Annotated in this window: 18 protein-coding genes; 6 read left to right on the top strand and 12 right to left on the bottom strand. The window is 71.0% G+C overall.

Translation table 11 applies throughout. From position 1 onward, the window contains the following. The first annotated feature begins 25 nt into the window (after positions 1-25). On the top strand, positions 26-1066 hold the full coding sequence (locus V6D49_RS10545) for a hypothetical protein (RefSeq protein WP_340559036.1): 1041 nt from the start codon (positions 26-28) through the stop codon (positions 1064-1066). A 138-nt stretch (positions 1067-1204) separates the two neighbouring features. Here the strand turns inward: V6D49_RS10545 and V6D49_RS10540 are convergent, their stop codons facing one another. The 7 genes from V6D49_RS10540 to V6D49_RS10510 all read right to left on the bottom strand — a co-directional run bounded on the left by V6D49_RS10540 (position 1205) and on the right by V6D49_RS10510 (position 9749). Beyond that, positions 1205-4828 carry an amino acid adenylation domain-containing protein gene (locus V6D49_RS10540; RefSeq protein ID WP_340559035.1) on the bottom strand — a complete coding sequence of 1208 codons (3624 nt, stop codon included), beginning with the start codon at positions 4826-4828 and terminating at the stop codon, positions 1205-1207. Between the two features lie 860 nt (positions 4829-5688). Continuing rightward, on the bottom strand, positions 5689-6363 hold the full coding sequence (locus V6D49_RS10535) for a class I SAM-dependent DNA methyltransferase (protein WP_340559034.1): 675 nt from the start codon (positions 6361-6363) through the stop codon (positions 5689-5691). Between the two features lie 80 nt (positions 6364-6443). Beyond that, on the bottom strand, positions 6444-6926 hold the full coding sequence (locus V6D49_RS10530; protein ID WP_340559033.1) for a hypothetical protein: 483 nt from the start codon (positions 6924-6926) through the stop codon (positions 6444-6446). Positions 6927-7055: 129 nt separating this feature from the next. Further along, the gene (locus tag V6D49_RS10525; protein WP_340559032.1) at positions 7056-7886 is read right to left on the bottom strand and encodes a helix-turn-helix domain-containing protein; all 831 of its coding nucleotides are present in this window, start codon (positions 7884-7886) and stop codon (positions 7056-7058) included. Further along, a complete protein-coding gene (locus tag V6D49_RS10520; protein WP_340559031.1) occupies positions 7883-8407 on the bottom strand; it encodes a DUF6879 family protein in 525 nt (174 codons plus the stop codon). Before V6D49_RS10520 ends, V6D49_RS10525 begins: the two co-directional genes overlap by 4 nt. Then, the gene (locus V6D49_RS10515; protein ID WP_340559030.1) at positions 8391-8582 is read right to left on the bottom strand and encodes a hypothetical protein; all 192 of its coding nucleotides are present in this window, start codon (positions 8580-8582) and stop codon (positions 8391-8393) included. The genes V6D49_RS10520 and V6D49_RS10515 overlap by 17 nt, the downstream gene beginning before the upstream one ends. Positions 8583-8714: 132 nt before the next feature. After that, on the bottom strand, positions 8715-9749 hold the full coding sequence (locus tag V6D49_RS10510) for a 2-dehydropantoate 2-reductase (RefSeq protein WP_340559029.1): 1035 nt from the start codon (positions 9747-9749) through the stop codon (positions 8715-8717). 143 nt (positions 9750-9892) lie between these two features. Between V6D49_RS10510 and V6D49_RS10505 the strand changes: the two genes are divergently transcribed. The 5 genes from V6D49_RS10505 to V6D49_RS10485 all read left to right on the top strand — a co-directional run bounded on the left by V6D49_RS10505 (position 9893) and on the right by V6D49_RS10485 (position 14343). Beyond that, complete coding sequence (locus V6D49_RS10505) at positions 9893-10441, top strand: GNAT family N-acetyltransferase (RefSeq protein WP_340559027.1); 549 nt, start codon at positions 9893-9895, stop codon at positions 10439-10441. Positions 10442-10648: 207 nt separating this feature from the next. Continuing rightward, entirely contained in the window at positions 10649-11908 is a 1260-nt protein-coding gene (locus V6D49_RS10500; protein WP_340559025.1) for a LolA family protein, read from the top strand. A gap of 59 nt (positions 11909-11967) precedes the next feature. Next, on the top strand, positions 11968-12930 hold the full coding sequence (locus tag V6D49_RS10495; protein WP_340559023.1) for an ABC transporter ATP-binding protein: 963 nt from the start codon (positions 11968-11970) through the stop codon (positions 12928-12930). Next, a complete protein-coding gene (locus tag V6D49_RS10490; RefSeq protein ID WP_340559022.1) occupies positions 12917-13843 on the top strand; it encodes an ABC transporter permease in 927 nt (308 codons plus the stop codon). The genes V6D49_RS10495 and V6D49_RS10490 overlap by 14 nt, the downstream gene beginning before the upstream one ends. Positions 13844-13983: 140 nt before the next feature. Beyond that, positions 13984-14343: an SRPBCC domain-containing protein gene (locus tag V6D49_RS10485; RefSeq protein WP_340559021.1), complete on the top strand. Its 360-nt coding sequence runs from the start codon at positions 13984-13986 to the stop codon at positions 14341-14343. Between the two features lie 126 nt (positions 14344-14469). Here the strand turns inward: V6D49_RS10485 and rarD are convergent, their stop codons facing one another. From rarD to V6D49_RS10460, 5 genes are all read right to left on the bottom strand, one after another. Next, positions 14470-15396 carry an EamA family transporter RarD gene (gene rarD, locus V6D49_RS10480; protein ID WP_445330634.1) on the bottom strand — a complete coding sequence of 309 codons (927 nt, stop codon included), beginning with the start codon at positions 15394-15396 and terminating at the stop codon, positions 14470-14472. Between the two features lie 171 nt (positions 15397-15567). Further along, positions 15568-17229 (bottom strand): cation:proton antiporter, encoded by a 1662-nt coding sequence (locus V6D49_RS10475; RefSeq protein ID WP_340559019.1) that lies wholly within the window; start codon positions 17227-17229, stop codon positions 15568-15570. Beyond that, complete coding sequence (locus V6D49_RS10470) at positions 17220-18167, bottom strand: universal stress protein (protein ID WP_340559017.1); 948 nt, start codon at positions 18165-18167, stop codon at positions 17220-17222. Before V6D49_RS10470 ends, V6D49_RS10475 begins: the two co-directional genes overlap by 10 nt. Positions 18168-18335: 168 nt before the next feature. Beyond that, positions 18336-19433 carry a 2-oxoacid:ferredoxin oxidoreductase subunit beta gene (locus V6D49_RS10465; RefSeq protein ID WP_340559016.1) on the bottom strand — a complete coding sequence of 366 codons (1098 nt, stop codon included), beginning with the start codon at positions 19431-19433 and terminating at the stop codon, positions 18336-18338. Beyond that, positions 19426-21312: a 2-oxoacid:acceptor oxidoreductase subunit alpha gene (locus V6D49_RS10460; RefSeq protein ID WP_340559015.1), complete on the bottom strand. Its 1887-nt coding sequence runs from the start codon at positions 21310-21312 to the stop codon at positions 19426-19428. Before V6D49_RS10460 ends, V6D49_RS10465 begins: the two co-directional genes overlap by 8 nt. Between the last annotated feature and the right edge of the window lie 135 nt (positions 21313-21447).

Below are 21447 nucleotides of genomic sequence, written 5' to 3'. Positions count from 1 at the left end.
CATCTGCCTCCCCCTGGAACAGCGCGTGGCACAACTGTGCCACCGAGCGGAAGCCGCCGAACGGAACCACGACCCCGCCGAAGCTGCGGCCGTGCACAACCTGGCTGCTCTTCTGGCCTCGGACTGCGGCTTGCCCGACCTGGCCCGCCAGTGGTGCCATCGCCAGGCTGACGTGTACCTGCGCGCCTGCCCCTTGGGTCCGCAGGCCGCCCGCCACGCCCTCGAACCTCTGGTCAACCTCGCCCGACTCCACATCCGCGCTGATGACGGCGAGTGCGCCTACCGACTCATCCACACACTCTTCGAGGCCGTCTCCACCCGCACCAACACAGTCATCGACGGCCTCGCCGTCCCAGCCGCCGACCTCACCACCTCACCGCAAGCCCACAGCGAGGTACGTCGCTGGCTGTGGTCCACCCTGCTCGCCACCGGCGCCCGCGCACTCGCCGTCACCGGACGCTGGGACGACGCCCGCAACAGCCTGCTCCAGTACAAGGGCATAGGCCTGCGCATGCTCGATGGCCGGCAAGTCGACGTCCTCGCCCACGCCACCGCTGGCGACCTCGACGGCGCCCGTGCGCTATGCGACACCACCGCCCCAGGAGAGCCGTGGGAAGCCGTGGTGACCGCCTGCCTCAGCCGCCTGTGCGGCGCCCCAACGCCAACCAGCACGTTGGTGGAGCAGTACCGCTCCCTCTTGGAAGGACAACCACGGTCTACCAACGGTGATCACACTCTCTCGGTGTTCCTCACCCGCCTCGGCCTGACGCTGCTGGACCTCACGCGGAGCGGAGGGGCGACGCCGACCGTCGTGGTCTCCCAGGTGACGAGGTGCCGCGACGGGTATGCGGCCCGCGACCTTCTCGAGCACGACGGCGGCACGGCCGCACTCAGCAACGCCCAGCACGCAGCACTGTCCGACCTCGTACAGGCATGCGCCCTCGGCGTGCCGGAGAAGGCCCAGCCCCTCCTTCCCTGCCTCGAAGCCGCGCTCATCACCAGCGAAGCAGTCATTGCTCGGTCCGTTCGGCCAGCCCGTCGGAACATTGAGCCGCAAAAACTGTAGGCCTACTGCTGAGTACCACCCGCGGTGCCGTGGGGCCGTCTTGTACAGCGCCCCCAGGCCGTCGGTTTGCTCGCTCCGCAGGTACTCAAGCGCGTCGGCGCAGACGAACCGCACGCCCAGCGGCCTCCACCCCGTTCCTCACGCGCCACTCGTTGAACTCTGCCAGTCACTGAGTCGTCCGACGAGCCAGACGAACGGCTGTGTATGGCCGGCGAGCACGCACGTGCCCGCGATCACGCTCTCGAGCAGCCTCCCCACGTCCCGTGAGCACAGTGCGGCTGTTGCCTCGTCGTCGACCAGGCGAAGCGAACAGGCAGGCGTCGTTGCGGCGGTGCTGTCCGGTTCTCGGGTGACCCCGTGTTCGTTGATCCGGATGACCAGATCCTCTTCCTCTCCCGGCAGTGCGATCGTGACCACGAGATGTGGCGCCGGTGCGGGGAGCTCGGCCGAGGCGGATTCCAGATACGTCGTGAACGCGTCAGCCCAGCCCGCGACGTCGCATCGTGTGGACTCCTCGCCTCCTTCCTCTCGCAGGTCCATGTCGTCGTGCGACGTGGGGACCGTCGCGGCTTCCGCCTCGGCGTCGATCAGGGCCTGCAGCGTCACGTCGACGTCCGCCCGGGTATGGGACGCCGAGCAGATGAACCTCAGGCGGCCTCGCCCGCGCTCGACGATCGGGTAGGTCACGGCAGCGGCGTGGACGCCCCGCCGGAAAAGCCCTCGGGCTATCGCATGCAGCTTCTCGCCGTCGGAGAAGAAGGGGGTGACGATCAGGCCGTCCCCGGTGCCGAGTTCGTAGCCGGCGTCCGAGAAGCGCTTCCGCATGTAGTGCGCGGTGTCCCACAGCCTGGCCCGCAGCGCGTCGCCCGCGGCGACCCTGCGCAGGGCGGCAAGAGCCGCCGCCACGTCGGCAGGTGAGATGTTCGCCTGGAAGACATACGACCTCGCCGACGCCCTCAGCAACGCGATGTGCTGCTCCCGGGCGGCGACCACGCCGCCGATGCTCCCGAGGGCCTTGCTCAGCGTCGTGAGGACGAAGTCGACCTGCTCGGTGACGCCTTCTGCGGCGCACAGTCCGGCGCCCCGCTCTCCGTACAGCCCGAACGAGTGGGCCTCGTCCACGAGGACGAGCGCGCCGGACTCCTTCGCGGCGGACACGATGCCCCGCAGCGGCGCCGCCCCCTCGCCCATGCTGTACACGCTCTCGAGCACCACCAGCGTCGTACGGTAGGGCGAGGACTCCTCCTTGAGGACCGCCCGCAGGTCGGCCGTGTCGTTGTGCCGGAACGTTCGCACCCTCGCGCCGCTCAGGCGGGCGCCGTCCACCAGGGAGGCGTGGCAGAGCTGGTCCATGACCACGACGTCCTGATCGCCCACGACTCCGGCGACGGCTCCGAGGCTCGCGGTGAACCCGGTGGGGAACAGGCAGGCGGCCGACTTGCCCACCATGGCCGCGAATTCCTCCTCGAACTCCGTGTGGAGGCCGGTCTGCCCCGAGCCCGCCGCCGATATCCCCATCCCGGTACCGAACCGGCGCAGCGCACTGCGTGCCTCCTCGATGACCTCCTCGTCGCGGTTGAGTCCGAGGTAGAGGTTGGTGGTCCAGATCAGCGCCTCGTGCTCCTCGCCCGTCACCGGGTCGGCGACGACTCCCCGCTCGGCGCTTCCCGTGCGGACGACCTTCCCGTACGGGTCCAGCCCCGAGCGCGCCAGGAGGCTGCGGAAGTGCTGTACGAGGGCGCCCCGGTCGGTCGCGGACCAGGCCGGCGCCTTGGCGGCGAAGGCCGGCGGGTGCCCGGACCGGACCTGGTCCTGGAACACGTCGAGTCGATCCGCGGCCCCGACGCCCTGCGGGTGCCCGCGCGCCTCGGCGCCTCCGGAAGCACGGCCCAGCACCGCCAGCAGCCCGTCGACGGCCTCGTTGGGCGTCATCGCCTCGACCAGGGTGGATGACGGCAGGTCAGTGGCCAGCCTCCGCGACAGGCGCACCGTGAGCTCCGTGACGTCCAGCGAATCGAGGCCCAGCGCGGCCAGTGGCTCGTCCGGCCGGAAGCAATCGGGGCCGGGGGCGCCGAGGAGCAGCGCCGCCTCCTCCATCACCATGGCGAGCAGTGCCGAGCGCCGTTCCTCGCGCGGCGCGGGCAGCGCACCGCGTCCGGTCGGCGGGGCGGCCGGACCATCGCCTGCCTTCCCTTCGGGAGCCGCCCCGTCTCCGTGGCGCACGGGGGCGGGGAGCCGAAGCCGGTCGACCTTGCCGTTGGGCAGTTTCGGCAGCTCGGCCTTCAGCACGACGTGGTGCGGGATCATGTACTTCGGCAGGCGGTCGGCCAGCCGGGAGCGCACGGTCGATGCGGTCACCGACTCCTGTCCGCTCACCGCGTACGCCGTCAGGAGGCTCTTGCCTTCGCCTGTGATGGCGACGACGGCAGCCTCGTCCACGCCGGGCACCGAGGCCAGCACGGCCTCGATCTCGTCGAGTTCGATCCGGTGGCCCCGGATCTTGACCTGCCGGTCGGCGCGGCCGAGGAACTCGAGTTCCCCTGTCTGCGTCCACCGGCACAGGTCGCCGGTGCGATAGATCCGCTGCTCCGGGAGCGGCCCGTCCGGCGCGAGGGCGGGGAAGCTCTGCCGGGTGCGCTCGTCGTCATGGAGGTACCCCCTGGCCAGCTGGTCGCCGGCGAGAGCCAGTTCTCCCGCCGTGCCCGGCGGCACCGGCTGCAGGGACTCGTCCAGCACGTACGCCCGCGCGCCCGGGACCGGGCTGCCGATGGTGATCGGCCCGCTTCCCGCCTCGGCGGCGGTGACGAACACGGTGGCCTCGGTCGGGCCGTAGACGTTCACGACCCGCAACGCACGAGGATCAGCGTGCAACCGATCCACCAGGGAACGCGACAAGACCTCACCACCCAGCACCACACACCGCAACCCGCCGGGCAGCGGCCCGGCCGCGAGCAGAGCCCGCATCGCGGACGGCACCATGATGGCCGTGCGCACTCGGTGCGCTGCGGGCAGCTCGCGCAGGGTGAGCACGTTCTCGGCCAGGACGACCGTGCCACCGAGGACGAGCGTCCCCAGAATCTCCATCACCGAGGGGTCGAAGCAGACCGAGGCCGCGGCCAGGACGCCCGCCAGGTCCTCGTCGTCCAGCAGCCGCCGCATCGACGCGGCCATCGCCACCACGCTGCGGTGCTCGACCGCCACGCCCTTGGGCTTCCCGGTCGACCCGGAGGTGTAGATGACGTACGCGAGATCACCGGCCGAGCAGGCCGTCGGCGCCGTCGCCGGGCGGTTCGGCACCGCGTCGAGGTGCACGCGATCGGGGGCAGCCGAGCACAGCGCCGCCGTACCGGCGTCGACGACCACCGACGCCACCCGGGAATGCTCGATGATGTAGCGCACCCGTTCGGCCGGGTAGGCGGGGTCCATGGGCACATAGGCGCAGCCTGCCCGCAGTACTCCCAGCATGGTGGCGACCATCTCCCACGTCCGGTCGAGGCACACGCCGACGAGCGACCCCGGCGCCACACCCCGGGCTGCCAGCTCCCCGGCGATCACCTCCGCCCGGGCCCGCAGCCGCGCGTAGTCGACGTCGACCGCCCCGTCCACGAGGGCGACCCGGCTCCCCTGGCGGGCCGCCCGGGCCTCGAACAGCCCCCAGACGGTCTCATCCGGGCCGCCGCCGCCCGCAGCGGGTGCACTCGCGTCCCTGCGGTCCGGGCCGCCCGCCTTCCCGTAAGCGGCCGCGTGTTCGGCGTGATGCATCTACTGCTCCCAACAAATGGCGGTGTTGATGCTTCGTCGAGCATCCTGGGAAAGGGACTGCTGCACGTAGAGGTGACGGTCCGGTCTCATGCCGCGAGGGCCGAGGGCATCGGTGGGCATCGAGCAGCGCGTTCGCGCGGTAGGCCACCGTGACCACTGAGCCGGTCACGGCTGACGAAGCCGGCGGTAGTGGTGTCGGCGCGAGAGCTTGAGCACCCGGCACGCCAGCGCCCCGAGGCCCGTCGACGGGAAGCTCCTTCACGAGGGGGTGGAGCCCTTTCCCGGCAGGTTCGCCTGCGAGAGGTGGTCGGCCGCTCAGCGCAGGACCCCGTTTCCCCGCTCCAGCAGTGTCACGCGCCTCCTCCGCTTGCGGTTCTCCGCCGACTCCGGCCTGGTGACGCCGGGCCTCTCGCCCTCCTCACCAGCGGCCTTGCGCACCCACGTCGACAGCGTCACCTCATGGACGCCGAAGTCCTAGACGGCCTGCGCGAGCGTCACCACCTTCACGCGGTCGCGGGCCACGCGGACGACCCCGTCCCGGAACTCTTGGGGGCGGGGAACGGGCACGGCCACATCCTTCCAGGCCGCCCGACGGACAAGCCAGAGCAGACGTCACCCGATCACGCAGCAGTCCTCGCCGTCGAGTTGCCTCGCTGCTCGACGCCGAGGCCGTTCCGTGTGACGCTCCGGGCCCACACTGCCATCAAGCCGAGGCAGTCCAACGGAGCCACAGCCCACCGAAGCTGCGGCGGTACACATCGAGCCGAAATCCCGGCCTCGGGCTGGGGCCTATCCGGCCTGGCCCGCCTCTGTACGTTCCGTGCTTCGCCGACGGCCTGGTGGCCGGGCGGGCTGTCTGGTCAGCGAGCCGTTTGGGGCGTGGTCGCGCGGGCGATGAGTGTTCCGATGTGGTCGCGCTCCGGTGCTGCCAGGACGTGCACGTCGATGTCCTGGAACCCGGCGCGGCGCAGCAGGTTTCCCCACTTCCGAGGCGTGTAGCTGTACCGGTACGTGTACAGGGCCCTGCCCGCGAATCCGCCCTTGTACATGCCCTGCGGGCCGTACGCGCCGGGGATGGCCGGAGGGTGCGAGAAGGCAAGGACGCCTCCGGGGTTCAGCCGCTCGGCGATCAGGGGCAGGAGTCGGGCGGGGTCGGCGAACCACACTGCCCCGAAGATCGAGTACACGGCGTCGTAGGTCTCGGTCGTGCTCCGCAGGTACTCCAGCGCGTCGGCGCAGACGAAACGGGCGCCCAGCGGCCCCCACCTCTCGCTGGTGTGCGCGACCATGACGGGAGAGAGGTCCACGCCCGTCGCCCGCACTCCTCGCTGGGCGAGATGGGCGAGGGCCCGTCCCGTACCGCAGCCGAGCTCCAAGGCGGTCGCGGGGGCGCCGAGCAGGTCGGGACCGGGCCCGTGACCGACGTACTGCGTCCAGCGGAAGACGGGCTCGGCGTCGAACACCTTGTCCTTGGTGCTCTCGGCGAAGGCGTCCCACAGCTCGCGTTCGCTGTCGAGATCGTGTCGTGCGGGCAACGGAACTTTCCTCCGCGTCGAAAAGTGACTGACCGACCCTCGCCCCAGCCGCGTGCTGGGGCGAGGACGCCGGCCGTGCGTCAGTGGCTGTCGGGGACCTTGTCGTCACATGGCGAGCAGTCGGACGCGTCCACCTCCCACAACTCGTCATCCACGGCAAATCCATTGCGGCGCACGAGCTCGGCGGTGCGCAGTACGGTGCCATCCTTGCGGCGTTCGATCAGGGGGGCGTGGTGCTTGTACAGCCCGCCGTTGTACTGCGCACACAAAGCGAAGTACAACGGCGTGTCCAGGATGAGCTGGTGCACACCGATGTCCACGGTGTAGCCCACGCCCATGTCGACGCCCGGCTTCTCCATGGCGGTGATCAGGTACGCGATGCCTTGTCCCAGGATGCGCTCGGCCAGGCTGCGTACCGCAACGCTGTCTCGCAGCAGGAGAGCTACTTCCCGCTCCCAGAGGTCGGGAACTGCCACATCCTCGACCAGATGCGGGACACGCTCCTGTACTGCGTTGAGAATGACGCGTGGATCGCGAGTTCGAGTGTGGATTGCTGTGCTCATGCCGGATCTCCTCGTGTCACGGGGGAGGGGTAACCGCATTTTTCGGTCGAGCCGGGTGGGTCCGTCTCACGGGTATGAGACTGGCCGGGGCGACGTGAGTCCGATTTTCCCTGAGCCGCGCCGAGTTTTCTATCCGATTTCTTGTTCCCGCAAGAATTCGTTCCGAGTGTGCTCCAGTAGCTCTCGCATCTCTTCACCCGCGATAGCTTTTCTCTCGAAGCCTGCGAATTTGTCCACGTAGAGATTGACGTCACGTGGGTCAGTGGCGACGATCTCTGCGTGAATCGTTTCCACAGTGACCAGGGTGTCATCGCGGATGACAAAAGCGTGGCTGGCGATGTCATCTTGCTGGATTTGCAGGGGAACTATACGAATATCGATGTGAGCCAGCCGTGAAAGCGAACTGATACGGTCAAGCTGTGCGGCCATCATGGGAGGCGACACAATCCTCCAGTGGAGGACGGTTTCCGTGATGATGAACCGCAGCAACTTCGTTTGGTCGTAGAGAACGGCCTGCCGTTCGATGCGGGAATTAACCGTGCGTGTGAGCGAGTCAGTGCTGAGGCAATGGCGTTGCAGAATGGAGCGGATGTACTCCGGAGTCTGAAGGAGGCCTGGTACAAGCGAGGGCTGGAACAATCGCAGCGTTGACATTTGAGATTCCAGAGCCCTAGCGGCTTCTTGGCCCTTGTGCAATCCACTGCGTTTGAGCAGGCGCCACGCTGTTGCTTCGGTCGCGGATGCGCGGGCTGCCTCCGTGTACTCGGCCTTGACTTCATCCGAGACCCCGATCGCGGTCAGGATACGTTCCACGTCGGTTGCGCTTGGGGCGAGCCTTGCGTTCTCGATCTTCGACAGTTTCGAGGGAGACATGAGGGCACGGCGCGCCACTGCTTTGGCCTCCCTGCCGGACGTGAGGCGCAGGGTCCGCAGGGCGGCGCCGATTTGTGCTCTGTTCACGATCCGTGCGTGGCCCACCATTCCGTAAAAGGTTGTGCGTGCGCGAGTGCTGTGTCGCGGAACCGTGCGAAGTCTGTAGCTCTCTCTGCGGGCAGAATCTCTGCGCCTTCATACCCTCCACTCGAGTCGTAATGCATGACTGCGACATGCGCGGAGTCGAAGATCCAGAAGTCCGGGACGCCCTCAAGTGGATTCGGTTGGTCGGTGATGTCGAGGATGGCAAATTCCTCGCCGCCCGACATGTTTTTTCGGTATCCCCAGCCGAGTTCGAACCTCAGGTACTCGGTGAGCGGGCGGGACAGCACGTGGACCCTGTGAACGCGTTTACCCATCTCGGTGTGCGAGCGCAGTTCATCGATCCAGGCCGCGTTGTAGTCCTCCGGTTGTGGGCTTCCGGCAAGGAACGCGCGATAGGCGTCGATATTTCCGGACCGACTGTAGTCGTTCAGTGTCTCCAGTCGAAACGCGTCGCGCTCAAAGGTGTCGAAGAGATCAGCGAGGGCTCTAGACGAGGTGGTCACGCACGGCCTTTCGAAGGAGCTCCGCCGGGATCTCGACCACGGTTTCGTGGACTGGAATCCGCAGTCCGTGATCGGTCGGCGTCTCACCCTGAATCAGGAAGGTGCCGCGATCCGTGGCGTAGATGGTCGGACAGTCCTTGATGTCGCACGTACTGACCAGTTTGGTCACCTTCATGGACTGCGTTCCCCTCTGTCACCTGCTGGCAGCGTGCCGTGTCCGTGTCGATGCTCCCGAGCCCTGCCAAGCAGGTCAAGCGTGCTCGGTTGACGGAACGGGAAACGCGGGTCGCACTCGGAGCACTGTCGTTCAGCGTTCGGCGGGACGGCCGGGCGTCGCGTCCGGGGTGCGGGAGAGGGCGTGGAGGAGGGCGGGGCCGGTCCAGGGGTGGTGGGGGCCGGGCTGTTCGGCGGCGTGGACGAGGGCGGCGAGGCGGGCGTTGGCCGGGGCGGGGAGGCCGTGGCGTCGGGCCATCGCGACGACCTCGCCCTGGAGTGCGTCGACCTCGGTGGCGCGTCCGCGCTCCAGGTCCTCCCACATCGAGGAGCGGGCGTGGGCGTCGACGGCGAGGCTCGCGGCGGCCACCCGGCGGAAGAGGGCGTCCGGCAGGCGCAGCACCCAGGGCGTGAGGCGGGCCGGGACGGGGCCCAGGCGGGCCGGACGGATGCCTGCGGCGGCGAACGCCGCCAGCGCCTCCTCCTGGCACCGGGCGAGGCACAGCCGGTAGGCGCGCTGCCCGAGTTGTTCGCGCAGGGGGAGGCCGGAGAGGGCGTTCACGGCGTTGTTGAGGTTCATCAGCAGCTTGGCGTGCTGGACGCGCGGCATGTCCGCGCGCGGCTGGACGTCGAGCCCGGCCGCCCGCAGCGCCGCGACCAGCGGACGCGCGGCCGGGTGGGCGTCGAGCATCAGCGCCCCGGTGGTGCCCTGGTGGAACGTGCCGGGCTCGGTGTGGACGACGTTGTACGGCACCATCCCGGCGAGCACGACGGCCTGCGGCAGGGCGTCCCGCAGCAGGCGCGCGTTGTGCAGTCCGTTCTGGAAGCTGACGACGGTGGTGTCCGGGCGCAGCCGTCCGGCCAGTTCGCGGGCGGCCGCGGCCGTCGCGGCGGACTTGACGGTGACCAGGACGCAGTCGGCTCCGGCCAGCGCGTCGGGGTCGGTGGTGCGGGTGAGCAGCTCCGGCGGGATGCGGGTGCGGGGGCGGCCCGCGCCGCTGAGGGTCAGCCCGTCGGCCAGGCCGTCGAGGACGGACGGGCGGCCGACCAGCGTCACGTCCGCGTGCCGCGCCAGGTGTCCGCCCAGGTGGCAGCCGATGCTGCCGGCGCCGAGTACCGCAACTCTCACCGTGTCCCCTTCCGGAGTTACCCGACGGTACCGGCGGTTGGGCCGGTGGCCCAGCCCCCGGGCGTCGCGGGCCCAACGCCCGGCGGAGCCGCACCGGCGAAAAGCGTTTGCGGACCGCCCGTGGCCCCGGATAGGAAGCTCGCATGCTCAAAGGCGGCAAGGTCGGGCTGCGGGCCCGGCACGACGAGGACATCCCGATCCTGCGGGCCGAGCTCTACAACGACGTGGTGAACGCCGCGCGGTCCGAGGGCGGGCCGTGGCGGCCGGTGAAGCCCGGCACGAAGGACCCGCGTCTCGTGGTGGACGAGGCGCAGGAGGGGAGCGTCTCGTTCTCCGTGGTGGAGCTGGCGGGCGGCACGCTGGTGGGCACCGCGAACCTGTGGGGCATCGACCCGCACAACCGGTCGGCGCACATCGGGCTGGGGCTGCTGCCGTCCGCCCGGGGCCAGGGCTACGGCACGGACGTGGTGGGGGCGCTGTGCCACTACGGGTTCGTGGTGCGCAGCCTGCAGCGGCTGCAGATCGAGACGCTGGCGGACAACGTCGCCATGCTGCGCGCGGCCGAGCGCAACGGTTTCGTCCGCGAGGGCGTGCTGCGCTCCTCGGCCTGGGTCATGGGCGCGTTTCTGGACGAGGTGCTGCTCGGCCTGCTGGAGCGGGACTACCGCGGGGACGGCACCGGCACGCCCTGACCCGGCCCGGCGCGACCCCTAAGGGACGGGTGCGACCTGCCGGTGCGGACGTCATCCCCGGGGTGTAGCGGGGTTGGCCCTGTCGGGTGACGCCGGAATCGCCCCGATCTGATGGGCTGGTCATACCACCCCGCACCGTTACGGGTGACAATGGCGGCGGAGGACACCAGGGGGTGGACGCCGCCCACGTACGGAGGTAGCGCACTTATGGCACACCGGCCCAGCACGTCGCGCAACAAGGCGATGCGGTACGCGGTACCCGTCGCGGTGGCGGCCGTCGCGGCGGCGGGTGTCGGCCTGGTTCCGGCCCTCGCCGACAGCGGCGACCCGGACCTGCCGGACATCACGGCGCAGGAACTCATCACGAAGATCGCGGAATCCGACGTCGAACAGCTCTCCGGCACCGTCGAGCTCAGCTCCGACCTGGGCATTCCCGGGCTGGACGCCGCGTCCGACGGCGGCGGCCTCTTCGGCGGCCACTCCGGGGGCCCCGAGGAGAAGGGCGAGGACGGTGAGGGAGGCCGGGCCGAGGACGAGACGGGCTCACCGGCCGACCCGGCGGGGAAGCTGACCGGGCTCCTCGCGGGCGACCACACCCTGCGGGTCGCCCTGGACGGCCCCGAGCGGCAGCGCGTCTCCCTGGTGGAGGACGCCGCCGAGTACAGCCTGATCCGCAACGAGGGCGAGCTGTGGGCGTACGACAGCGCCAGCGACACCGCCTTCCACGCCGAGCTGCCCGAAGCCCCGGAGGGCGGCAAGGAGCACGGCATGGGCGGCCCCGGCTCGCTCACCCCGCAGGAGGCGGCCGAGCAGGCGCTCGCGGCCGTCGACGGCTCGACGTCCGTCACGGTGGACGGCACCACGAGCGTCGCCGGGCGGGACGCCTACGTGCTGGCCATCGCCCCGAAGGACGCGCCGGACTCCACGGTCGACGCCGTCCGCATCGCCGTGGACGCCGAGAACGGCACGCCGCTGCGCGTCACCCTGGACGCGAAGGGCACGGGCGCCCCCGTCGTCGAGGCGGGCTACACGAAGGTCGACTTCGCGAAGCCGTCCGCCGACCTGTTCGACTTCACGCCGCCGAAGGGCACCGACGTCACCGAGGCGGAGGAGTCGGCCGAGAAGCACGGGCGCGGTCTGAACGGCCTGCCCGAGGGCCTGGACGGGCTCCCCGGCCTGCCGGGTGCCGACGGCGCCGAGGGCCTGGGCGAGGGCGCGGAGGTCATCGGTGAGGGCTGGGACGCCGTCGTCAAGGTCGAGGCGCCCGAGGGCCTCGCGGGCGGCGAGCTGAACTCCCCGGAGGCGCAGCCGCTGCTGGACGCGTTCTCGGAGCAGGTCAGCGGTGAGTTCGGCGAGGGGCGGCTGTTCAGCACCACGCTGGTCAACGCGCTGATCACCGAGGACGGCAGCGTCTACGTCGGGGCCGTCACCAAGGACGGGCTGCTGAAGGCCGCCGGGACGGACTGACCACCCACGCGCACGACCGCCCCCGCGCACGACCGCGACGGGGACGACGAGGGAGACACATGGACGCGCCGCCGACCGCCGGGGAACCGGCAGTGGAGGCCCGCGGGCTGAGCAAACGGTTCCGCGGCGGTCAGCTCGCCGTCGACGGCCTGGACCTGCGCGTGCCGCGCGGCAGCGTCTTCGGCTTCCTCGGCCCGAACGGCTCCGGGAAGACGACCACCATCCGGATGCTGCTCGGGCTCGTCACGCCCACCGACGGCAGCGCCGCCCTGCTCGGCCGGCCCATGCCGGCCGACGCGCGGCGGGTGCTGCCGAAGGTGGGCGCCCTCATCGAGGGCCCGGCGCTGTACGGGTTCCTCTCCGGCCGGGACAACCTGGCCCGGTTCGACGCCGCCGACCCCACCGCCGACCCGGCCACGCGCCGCGCCCGCATCGACGCCGCGCTGGACCGCGTCGGCCTGGGGGCGGCGGCCCGCAAACACGCCCGGACGTACTCGCTGGGCATGAAGCAGCGCCTCGGCCTGGCCGTCGCGCTCCTCCAGCCCCGGGAGCTGCTGATCCTGGACGAGCCGACGAACGGCCTGGACCCGCAGGGCATGCGGGAGATGCGCACCCTCGTCCGCGAGCTGGCGGGGGACGGCACGACCGTCTTCCTCTCCTCGCACCTGCTGGACGAGGTCGAGCAGGTCTGCACGCACACCGCCGTCATGGCGCGGGGACGGCTGCTCACCCAGGGCCCGGTCGCCGAGCTGGCCGCCGGGGTGCGGGGGCGTCTGGTGGTCACCACCCCGGACGCGGGCGACGCCGCCTCGGTGCTGAAGGAGCACGGCGTGACGGCGCTGAGCACGGAGGGGGACCGCGTCACCGGTGACCCGCCCGCCGAGCCGGGCACCGACCTGGCCGACCTCAACGCCGCCCTCGTCCACGCGGGCGTCCGCGTGCGCTCCTTCGGCGTGGAGAACGGCTCACTGGAGGACGCCTTCGTGGCACTGACCGGGGAGGGCTTCGATGTCGCCGGCTGACGGGGTGGTGAGCGCCGAACGCACGGAGGCCGCCGCGAGCGGACCACAGCCGGCCGTCCGGCGCCCGTCCCCGCTGTGGACGCTCTCCCTCTTCCGCAGCGAGCTCACGGTGACGCTGCGCCGCTGGCGCACGCTCGCCCTGCTGGGCATCCTCGCGGTGCTGCCGGTGCTCATCGGCATCGCCGTGAAGATCGAGACCGGCGGCGGGGACGGCGGCGGCGGTGGCGGCGACGGCGGCGAGGGCCCGGCGTTCATCAACCAGATCACCAACAACGGCCTGTTCCTGGTGTTCACCGCGCTCGCGGCCACCCTCCCGTTCTTCCTGCCGATGACGGTCGGCGTCGTGGCGGGGGACGCGGTGGCGGGCGAGGCGAGCGCGGGCACCCTGCGCTACCTGCTCGTCGCCCCCGCCGGACGCACCCGGCTGCTGCTGGCGAAGTTCGCCGCGCTGCTGGTCTTCTGCCTCCTGGCGACGCTCGTCGTGGCGCTCTCGGCGGTGCTGGTGGGCGCGGCGCTGTTCCCACTCGGGGACATCACCCTGCTGTCGGGCGTCACCGTCCCGCTCTCCGAGGGGCTGCTGCGCGCCCTGGCCATCGCGGTGGCCGTGGCCGTCTCGCTGGTCGGGCTCGCGGCGCTCGGCCTGTTCGTCTCGACGCTCACCAACAGCGGCATCGCCGCCATGTCCGCGACGGTGGGGCTGCTGATCACGGTGCAGATCGTCGGGGCGATCCCGCAGCTCGACGTCGTCCACCCGTTCCTGTTCCCTTACCACTGGATGTCCTTCGCGGACCTGCTGCGGGCGCCCGTCCCCTGGGGCGACATCCTGGCCAACGCCGGGCTCCAGGGGGTCTACGCCGCTGTCTTCGGCTCGGCCGCCTGGGCCCGCTTCACCACCCGCGACATCACCTCCTGAGGGCTCCTCGAACGCTGCTCGACGGCCCCTGGGCGCGCCCCGCGCCCAGGGGCCGTTGTCAGTGGTGACCGCTAACTTTGTAGGTGTCGGAGGGTGCCGGAGGGGGAGCCGGCACACGCTCGCGAGCGAGGAGGCGAGTCATGCCCGCAGGACTCACACAGGGCGCCGGCTGGGAGGTGGGGGTGTCGCGGACGATCCCGCTGCCGCCCGCCACCGTGTGGGATCTCATCAGCAGTGAGGAGGGGCTGGCCCTGTGGCCGGGGCCGGGTGCGCGGCTGGCACCCGAGAAGGGCACGCAGTACACGACGACGGAGGGGACGACCGGCGAAGTGCGCAGTTACCGCCCAGGAGACCGCATCAGGCTCACCTACCGCCCGCATGGGGACGACCACCACACGACGTTCCAGCTCGACATATCCGCTGCACCGAGGGGGAAGGCGGTGCTCCGCTCCGGCCGGGAGGGGCTGCGCGGCGCCGAGGAGTGCCCGGCCGCCGCGTGAGCGGTGGCGTGTACCCCGGCGGCGGGTGACGGACCGGGTGGCCGCCGCGCCCGGCTGAGCCGGGGTCGTGGCCCCGGCGCGTCCGGGCTTCGGGCGCGCCGGGGCGGCCGGGGCCGGGGCCGGGCGTCAGGACGTCGGGCCGACGGGGGCCTGCGGGAGGTCGGCGGGGGTGACGCCGCCGGCGGGGGACGGCCGGCGCCGCCGGGCCTCCCGCAGGGCGGTCCGGTTGCGCCGGGCGGCGCGCAGGGCGTCGAAGGTCAGCACGCACAGCGCCACCCACACCAGGAGGAACCCGGCCCAGCGCTCGGGCGGCATCCGCTCGTCGAAGGCGAGCAGGCCCAGCAGGAACATGAAGGTCGGCGCGAGGTACTGGAGCAGGCCGATGGTGGAGAGCGGCACCCGCATCGCCGCCGCGCCGAAGAGGATCAGTGGCAGGGCCGTCGCCAGCCCGGCACCGGCGAGCAGCAGGGCGTGCGGCAGGCCCTCGGTGGTGAACGTCGACTCGCCGCGCCCGCCGAGGAACAGCAGGAAGCCGAGGGCGGGAAGGAACTGCAGCAGGGAGTCGGCGGTGAAGCCCTCCAGGCCGTCGAGCCTGGTCTGCTTCTTCACGAGGCTGTAGGTCGCGAAGGTGACGGCCAGCGTCAGGGAGATCCAGGGCACCTCACCGTAGGCGACGGTCATGACGGCCACGGCCGCCGCGCCGATGCCGACGGCCGTCCACTGCAACGGCCTCAGCCGCTCGCGCAGGACGACGACGCCGATCGCGATGGTGACGAGGGGGTTGATGAAGTAGCCGAGGGAGGCCTCCAGCACGCGCTCCTCGGTGACGGCCCAGATGAACAGGTACCAGTTGACCGATATCAGCGTGGCCGAGACGGCGACGAGCCCGAGCCGCTTGGGCCTGCGGAACAGCGCGCCGATCCACGCCCAGCGGCGCAGGGCCAGCAGGATCAGGGCCGCCGTCGGCAGCGACCACACCATGCGGTGCGCCATCACCTCGGCGGCGGAGGTCGACTGGAGCAGGTGCCAGTACAGGGGCAGGAGCCCCCACATGCCGTACGCGGCGAACCCGTACAGGAGTCCGGTGCGGGTCTCGCTCGTGGACGACAACGACGACAACGACGACAACCCACGCCTCCTCCGTCAAGGTGCTGCTCACGACGAAGGTAACGCCCGGCACACCTGCTTGTCATTCCCGTAAGGGCGCGACGCTCATGACGCCCGTCACGTCCGCTCGTCGGGTCCCGTCGGGTCGCGTCCGGCCCGCAGGAGGCGGTCGATCACCTCGACCGTGGCGGTGGCGGCCATGGGGTACGGCTTCAGCACGAGGTCGGCTCCCGCGCCGTCGAGTTGCTCGGCGTCGCGCGAGGAGTGGGCGGTGAGGACCACGGTGCCCCGGTAGCCGTGGTGCCGCAGGCCGTGGACGAGGGCCCTGCCGACCGCCGGAACGGGAACGGTGCTGATCACGCAGCGGGCGCGGGAGAGCGGCAGCGACTCCAGGAGGTGGATGTCCTCCGCGCTGCCGAACACCGCCGTGACGCCCTCCCGATCGCCGTCGGCCACCCTGCGCGGATCGTAGTCCACGGCCAGCACCCGGTGGCCGGACCGACCGAGCCGGGCGGCGATGGCTCCGCCGAAGCGGCCCAGGCCGTAGAGGATGACGTCGGCCTCCTGCTCGTCCCCCTCGAGCTCCCGCTGCCGACCGCCCGTCCGGTCCAGCACGGACAGCCGGCGTTCGAGGCGCGCGTAGATCCGCTGCGAGTAGAGGATCAGGTACGTGGAGCCGCCGATGGTGATCAGCCCGACGACCGTGATGAGGCTGACCGTGGCCTCCGTGATGTGGCCGAGGCTGAGGCCGAGGGCGGCGAGGATGAGGGAGAACTCGGAGATCTGCGCCACCGTGAGCCCGGCCAGGAACCCCACCCGGACCGGATAGCGCATCGCGGCCATGATCAGGACGACGATCAACGGGTTGCCGACGAGGACGAAGAGGGAGAGCACCGCCGCGTCGGCGAGCTGCTGCGAAGCGTCCGTGAACTCCAGACGAGCTCCCAGCTCAAGGAAGAAGAACAGCAGCAGGAAGTCCCGCAGGCTGACCAGCCGGGCACCGAGCGCGTCCCGGTACGGTGTCGTCGCCAGCGAGACACCCGCGAGGAACGCCCCGACCTCGGTGCTGAACCCCAGCCAGTCGCTCACCGTGGCCACGGAGACCGCGTAGGCCACGCCGAACAGGACGAGCAGCTCCTGCGACCGGGCCACCTGGTGCAGCAGCCGCGGCAGCACGTAACGCATGGCCGCGACCACACCGGCCAGCAGCCCCAGACCCTTGGCGAGAACCAGGGCGACGTGCACGGGCAGGTTGTCGCTCCCCTGCTGGCCGAACGCCGTCAGGGCGATCATCACCAGCACCACGACGATGTCCTGGACGATGAGGAAGCCGACCGCGATGCGTCCGTGGAGCTGCTCCAGCTCCCGCTTGTCCGACAGCAGCTTCACGATGATGATCGTGGACGAGAAGGTGAGCGCCACGGCCACGTACAGGGCCGTCACCGTGTCCATGCCCAGCCCGAGGGCGATCAGATAGCCGACGACCGAGGTGAACAGGACCTGACCGAGCCCCGTGGCCAGGGCGATCGGCCCGGTGGTCCGGATCAGGTGCACGTCCAGGCGCAGCCCCACGAGGAACAGCAGGATCGCGATGCCCATACGGGCCAGCAACTCGATCGTGCCGTCCGCCTCCACCCAGCCGAAGCCGGTCGGGCCGACCAGGATGCCCACGCCGATGAACGCGACGATCAGGGGTTGCCGCAGACGCACGGCCAGCAGTCCGATGACCGCCGAGAACGCCAGGATCACGGCGAAGAGCGCGAAACCGTTCAACTCCATGACGGCGGTCCGTTCCTCCCGGGCCGTGGACGCCCTCCGGCGGCGTGCGCGTCCCGACGGCCGACGGGCAAGGACGAGGGTGCGGCGCCGGTCACCCGGTGCCCCCGAACGACCAGGACGTCACACGGCGCCCGCCGCATCACGTGCTGCGCGACGCTCCCGAGGAGCGCGTGAGCGAGCTTCGACCGCGCTCCCGTGCCCACCACGACGAGGTCGGCCGCGTAGCGATCGGCCAGCTCGGGGACGGCCTCGGTGGGCCGCCCCGACGAGATGAGCGGACGCGTCCCTTCCGCCAGAGGCAGGGCGGCCATCAGGCGCTCGATGCGCGGCCGGACGTCCGCGAGGCAGACATCCAGCAAGCGGGCCAGTTCCTCCTCGCTCGCCCCGTGCATCCGCAGCATGTGCTCGCCCGGGACCACGGCGGTGTGCACCGCGCGATGCTCCGCGCCGGGACTCAGCGCGATTCCGTACCGTGCCGCCGCGAAGGAGAGCGCGTCGGTGTCCACCGCGAGCAGGACGTTGCGGTAGTCATCCACGGGCGGCTCCCTGACCACGAGGACCGGAACGCCGCTCGACCGGGAGAGGTTCTCCGGAGTCGTGCCGAGCAGCGGGTCGGCCAGCCGGTCCTTGCCGTGCGCGCCGACGACGAGGAGCCCGGCGCCGCGCCGCTCGACCTCCCGCACGAGTGCCGGACCGACCTTGCCGCGCCGCACCGCCACCGCCGTCCGCGCGCCGCCCGGGTACCCGCTGACGTCGCGCCTCAGCCGGGACCGCACGTGCTTCGACAGGTCGGCGTCGGCGCCGTGCGGCACGACGCACACCGAGGTGACGGGGGCGCCGTGCAGCAGCCCCAGCCGGACGGCCCGGCCCACGGCGCGGTTCCCGCCCTCGGACAGGTCGGTGGCCGCCAGCACGCCACGGAGCCATGCCGCGCCCATAAGCACCACCGAACCCGTGCCTCTGCCGACCTCCCGACTTCCAACATGACCCAGAGCCGTGCGGACCGCCAGCCGACGGCACGACGCGACAGGGCATGGCGCGTCCGCACGCGCGGCGGCCCGTACCCCGGGGCCGGGGTACGGGCCGCCGCGCGGTGGTGCGGAGGGTCAGCCGACGACCGTCCAGGTGTCCTTGCCGTGCAGCAGCGAGGTCAGGTCGCCCTTGCCGTTCTGCTCGACGGCCTGCTCCAGCTGGTCGGCCATGAGCGTGTCGTACACCGGCCGCTGAACGCTGCGCAGGACGCCGATCGGCGTGTGGTGCAGCGTGTCCGGGTCGGCCAGCCGCGACAGCGCGAAGGCCGTCGCGGGCGAGGCGTCGTGGGCGTCGTGGACGAGCACGCCGTCCGTGCCGTGCGTGGTGACGTCCACGATCCGCAGCTCGCCGGTGGCGGCGTCGCGGACGACGCCCTGGGAGCCGAGGCCGTCCTCCGCCGGGGTGCCGAACCGGATCGGCTGCCCGTGCTCCAGCCGGATCACCGCCTCGACCGCCTGCTGCTTGTCCTTGAGCACCTCGAAGGCGCCGTCGTTGAAGATGTTGCAGTTCTGGTAGATCTCCACCAGCGCCGTGCCCGGGTGCTCGGCGGCCTGACGCAGGACCTCGGTCAGGTGCTGGCGGTCGGAGTCCACCGTGCGGGCCACGAAGGACGCCTCGGCGCCGATCGCCAGGGAGACGGGGTTGAAGGGCGCGTCGAGCGAGCCCATCGGCGTCGACTTGGTGATCTTGCCGGCCTCCGACGTCGGGCTGTACTGGCCCTTGGTGAGACCGTAGATCCGGTTGTTGAACAGCAGGATCTTCAGGTTGACGTTGCGCCGCAGGGCGTGGATCAGGTGGTTGCCGCCGATGGACAGGGCGTCGCCGTCACCGGTGACGACCCACACCGACAGGTCGCGGCGGCTGGTGGCCAGGCCCGTCGCGATGGACGGGGCGCGGCCGTGGATCGAGTGCATCCCGTAGGTGTTCATGTAGTACGGGAAGCGCGAGGAGCAGCCGATGCCGGAGATGAAGACGATGTTCTCCTTCGCCAGCCCGAGCTGGGGGAGGAACCCCTGCACGGCGGCGAGGACGGCGTAGTCACCGCAGCCCGGGCACCAGCGGACCTCCTGGTCGGACTTGAAGTCCTTGGCGGTCTGCTTGGCGTCGGCCGTGGGCACCAGCGACAGCGCGTGTGACGCGGACGCCGGGCCCCCCGTGAGGACGTCAGCCATGGTCGATGGCCTCCTTGATGACGGTGGCGAGCTGCTCGGCCTTGAAGGGGAGGCCGCGGACCTGGGTGAAGGGCTGGGCGTCGACGAGGTACGTGGCGCGCAGCAGCATGGCGAGCTGCCCGAGGTTCATCTCGGGCACGATCACCTTGTCGTACGACCTGAGGACCGTGCCGAGGTTCCCCGGGAACGGGTTCAGGTGCCGCAGATGGGCCTGCGCGACGGCGCCGCCCTCCCGCCGCACCCGGCGCACCGCCGCGGTGATCGGCCCGTACGTGGAGCCCCAGCCGAGGATGAGCACCCGCGCCGCGCCGTCCCGGTCGTCGACCTCCAGGTCGGGGACGTCGACGCCGTCGACCTTGGCCTGCCGGGTGCGGACCATGAAGTCGTGGTTGGCGGGGTCGTAGGAGATGTTCCCCGAGCCGTCCTGCTTCTCGATGCCGCCGATGCGGTGCTCCAGACCCGGCGTGCCGGGGACGGCCCACGGCCGGGCGAGCGTCCGCTCGTCGCGCTTGTAGGGCCAGAACACCTCGGTGCCGTCGTCCAGCGTGTGGTTCGCGCTCGTGGCGAACTGGGTGCGCAGGTCGGGCAGTTCGTCGGCCTCCGGGATACGCCACGGCTCGGAGCCGTTGGCCAGGTAGCCGTCGGAGAGGAGGAAGACGGGGGTGCGGTAGGTGAGTGCGATGCGCGCCGCGTCGAGCGCCGCCGTGAAGCAGTCGGCCGGGGTGGCCGGGGCCACGATCGGCACCGGCGCCTCGCCGTTGCGGCCGTACATGGCCTGCAGCAGGTCGGCCTGCTCGGTCTTGGTGGGCAGGCCCGTCGAGGGGCCGCCGCGCTGGATGTCGACGATCAGCAGCGGCAGTTCCAGGGAGACCGCGAGCCCGATCGTCTCGGACTTCAGCGCCACGCCGGGGCCGGACGTCGTCGTCACCGCGAGCGCACCGCCGAAGGCGGCACCGAGCGCGGCGCCGATGCCGGCGATCTCGTCCTCGGCCTGGAACGTCCGCACGCCGAAGTTCTTGTGCTTGCTCAACTCGTGCAGGATGTCCGAGGCCGGGGTGATCGGGTACGAGCCCAGGTACAGCGGGAGGTCCGCCTGCTGAGACGCAGCGATCAGTCCGTAAGACAGTGCGAGGTTCCCGGAGATGTTCCGGTAGGTGCCGGCGGGGAACGCCTGCGCCGCCGGGGCCACTTCGTAGGAGACGGCGAAGTCCTCGGTCGTCTCGCCGAAGTTCCAGCCCGCCCGGAAGGCCGCGACGTTGGCCTCGGCGATCTCCGGCTTCTTGGCGAACTTCGTCCGCAGGAACCGCTCGGTGCCCTCGGTGGGCCGGTGGTACATCCACGACAGCAGGCCGAGGGCGAACATGTTCTTCGACCGCCCGGCCTCCTTGCGGCCCAGGTCGAAGCCCTTGAGCGCCTCCACCGTCAGCGTCGTGAGCGGCACCGGGTGGACGGAGTAGCCGTCCAGCGAGCCGTCCTCCAGGGGGCTCGCGGCGTACCCGACCTTGGCCATGGCGCGCTTGGTGAACTCGTCGGTGTTGACGATGATCTCCGCGCCGCGCGGCAGGTCGGCGATGTTCGCCTTGAGCGCGGCCGGGTTCATCGCCACCAGGACGTTCGGCGCGTCGCCGGGCGTCAGGATGTCGTGGTCGGCGAAGTGGAGCTGGAAGGACGAGACGCCGGGCAGCGTCCCGGCGGGTGCGCGGATCTCGGCCGGGAAGTTCGGCAGCGTGGAGAGGTCGTTGCCGAACGACGCCGTCTCCGAGGTGAAGCGGTCCCCCGTGAGCTGCATGCCGTCGCCGGAGTCCCCCGCGAACCGGATGACGACCCGGTCCAAACGCCGTACTTCCTTGGCGTTCTCATGGCTGACCTGACTGGTCACGTGCTAGGACCTCCCTCGGGCCGGCGGGCTCACCGCCCATCGTACGTGCGCGTTAGGTTGACCTTCGTAAGGTTGACCGCATGGTGGACACGATAATGAGACACCGCGCCACCCGCACGCGACGGTGTGCCGTCA

Source organism: Streptomyces sp. GSL17-111, from assembly GCF_037911585.1.
Classification (GTDB): Bacteria; Actinomycetota; Actinomycetes; order Streptomycetales; family Streptomycetaceae; genus Streptomyces.
Note: the sequence above shows the minus strand (reverse complement) of the source record. Positions and strands in the feature narration are given on the sequence as shown.

Bases quoted from the DNA above. Each gene is read 5' to 3' on its own strand.
- V6D49_RS10540 (WP_340559035.1), bottom strand. From the start codon at position 4,828: ATGCATCACGCCGAACACGCGGCCGCTTACGGGAAGGCGGGCGGCCCG.
- V6D49_RS10530 (WP_340559033.1), bottom strand. From the start codon at position 6,926: ATGAGCACAGCAATCCACACTCGAACTCGCGATCCACGCGTCATTCTC.
- V6D49_RS10515 (WP_340559030.1), bottom strand. From the start codon at position 8,582: ATGAAGGTGACCAAACTGGTCAGTACGTGCGACATCAAGGACTGTCCG.
- V6D49_RS10505 (WP_340559027.1), top strand. From the start codon at position 9,893: ATGCTCAAAGGCGGCAAGGTCGGGCTGCGGGCCCGGCACGACGAGGAC.
- V6D49_RS10500 (WP_340559025.1), top strand. From the start codon at position 10,649: ATGGCACACCGGCCCAGCACGTCGCGCAACAAGGCGATGCGGTACGCG.
- V6D49_RS10495 (WP_340559023.1), top strand. From the start codon at position 11,968: ATGGACGCGCCGCCGACCGCCGGGGAACCGGCAGTGGAGGCCCGCGGG.
- V6D49_RS10490 (WP_340559022.1), top strand. From the start codon at position 12,917: ATGTCGCCGGCTGACGGGGTGGTGAGCGCCGAACGCACGGAGGCCGCC.
- V6D49_RS10485 (WP_340559021.1), top strand. From the start codon at position 13,984: ATGCCCGCAGGACTCACACAGGGCGCCGGCTGGGAGGTGGGGGTGTCG.
- rarD (WP_445330634.1), bottom strand. From the start codon at position 15,396: ATGTGGGGGCTCCTGCCCCTGTACTGGCACCTGCTCCAGTCGACCTCC.
- V6D49_RS10475 (WP_340559019.1), bottom strand. From the start codon at position 17,229: ATGGAGTTGAACGGTTTCGCGCTCTTCGCCGTGATCCTGGCGTTCTCG.
- V6D49_RS10470 (WP_340559017.1), bottom strand. From the start codon at position 18,167: ATGGGCGCGGCATGGCTCCGTGGCGTGCTGGCGGCCACCGACCTGTCC.
- V6D49_RS10465 (WP_340559016.1), bottom strand. From the start codon at position 19,433: ATGGCTGACGTCCTCACGGGGGGCCCGGCGTCCGCGTCACACGCGCTG.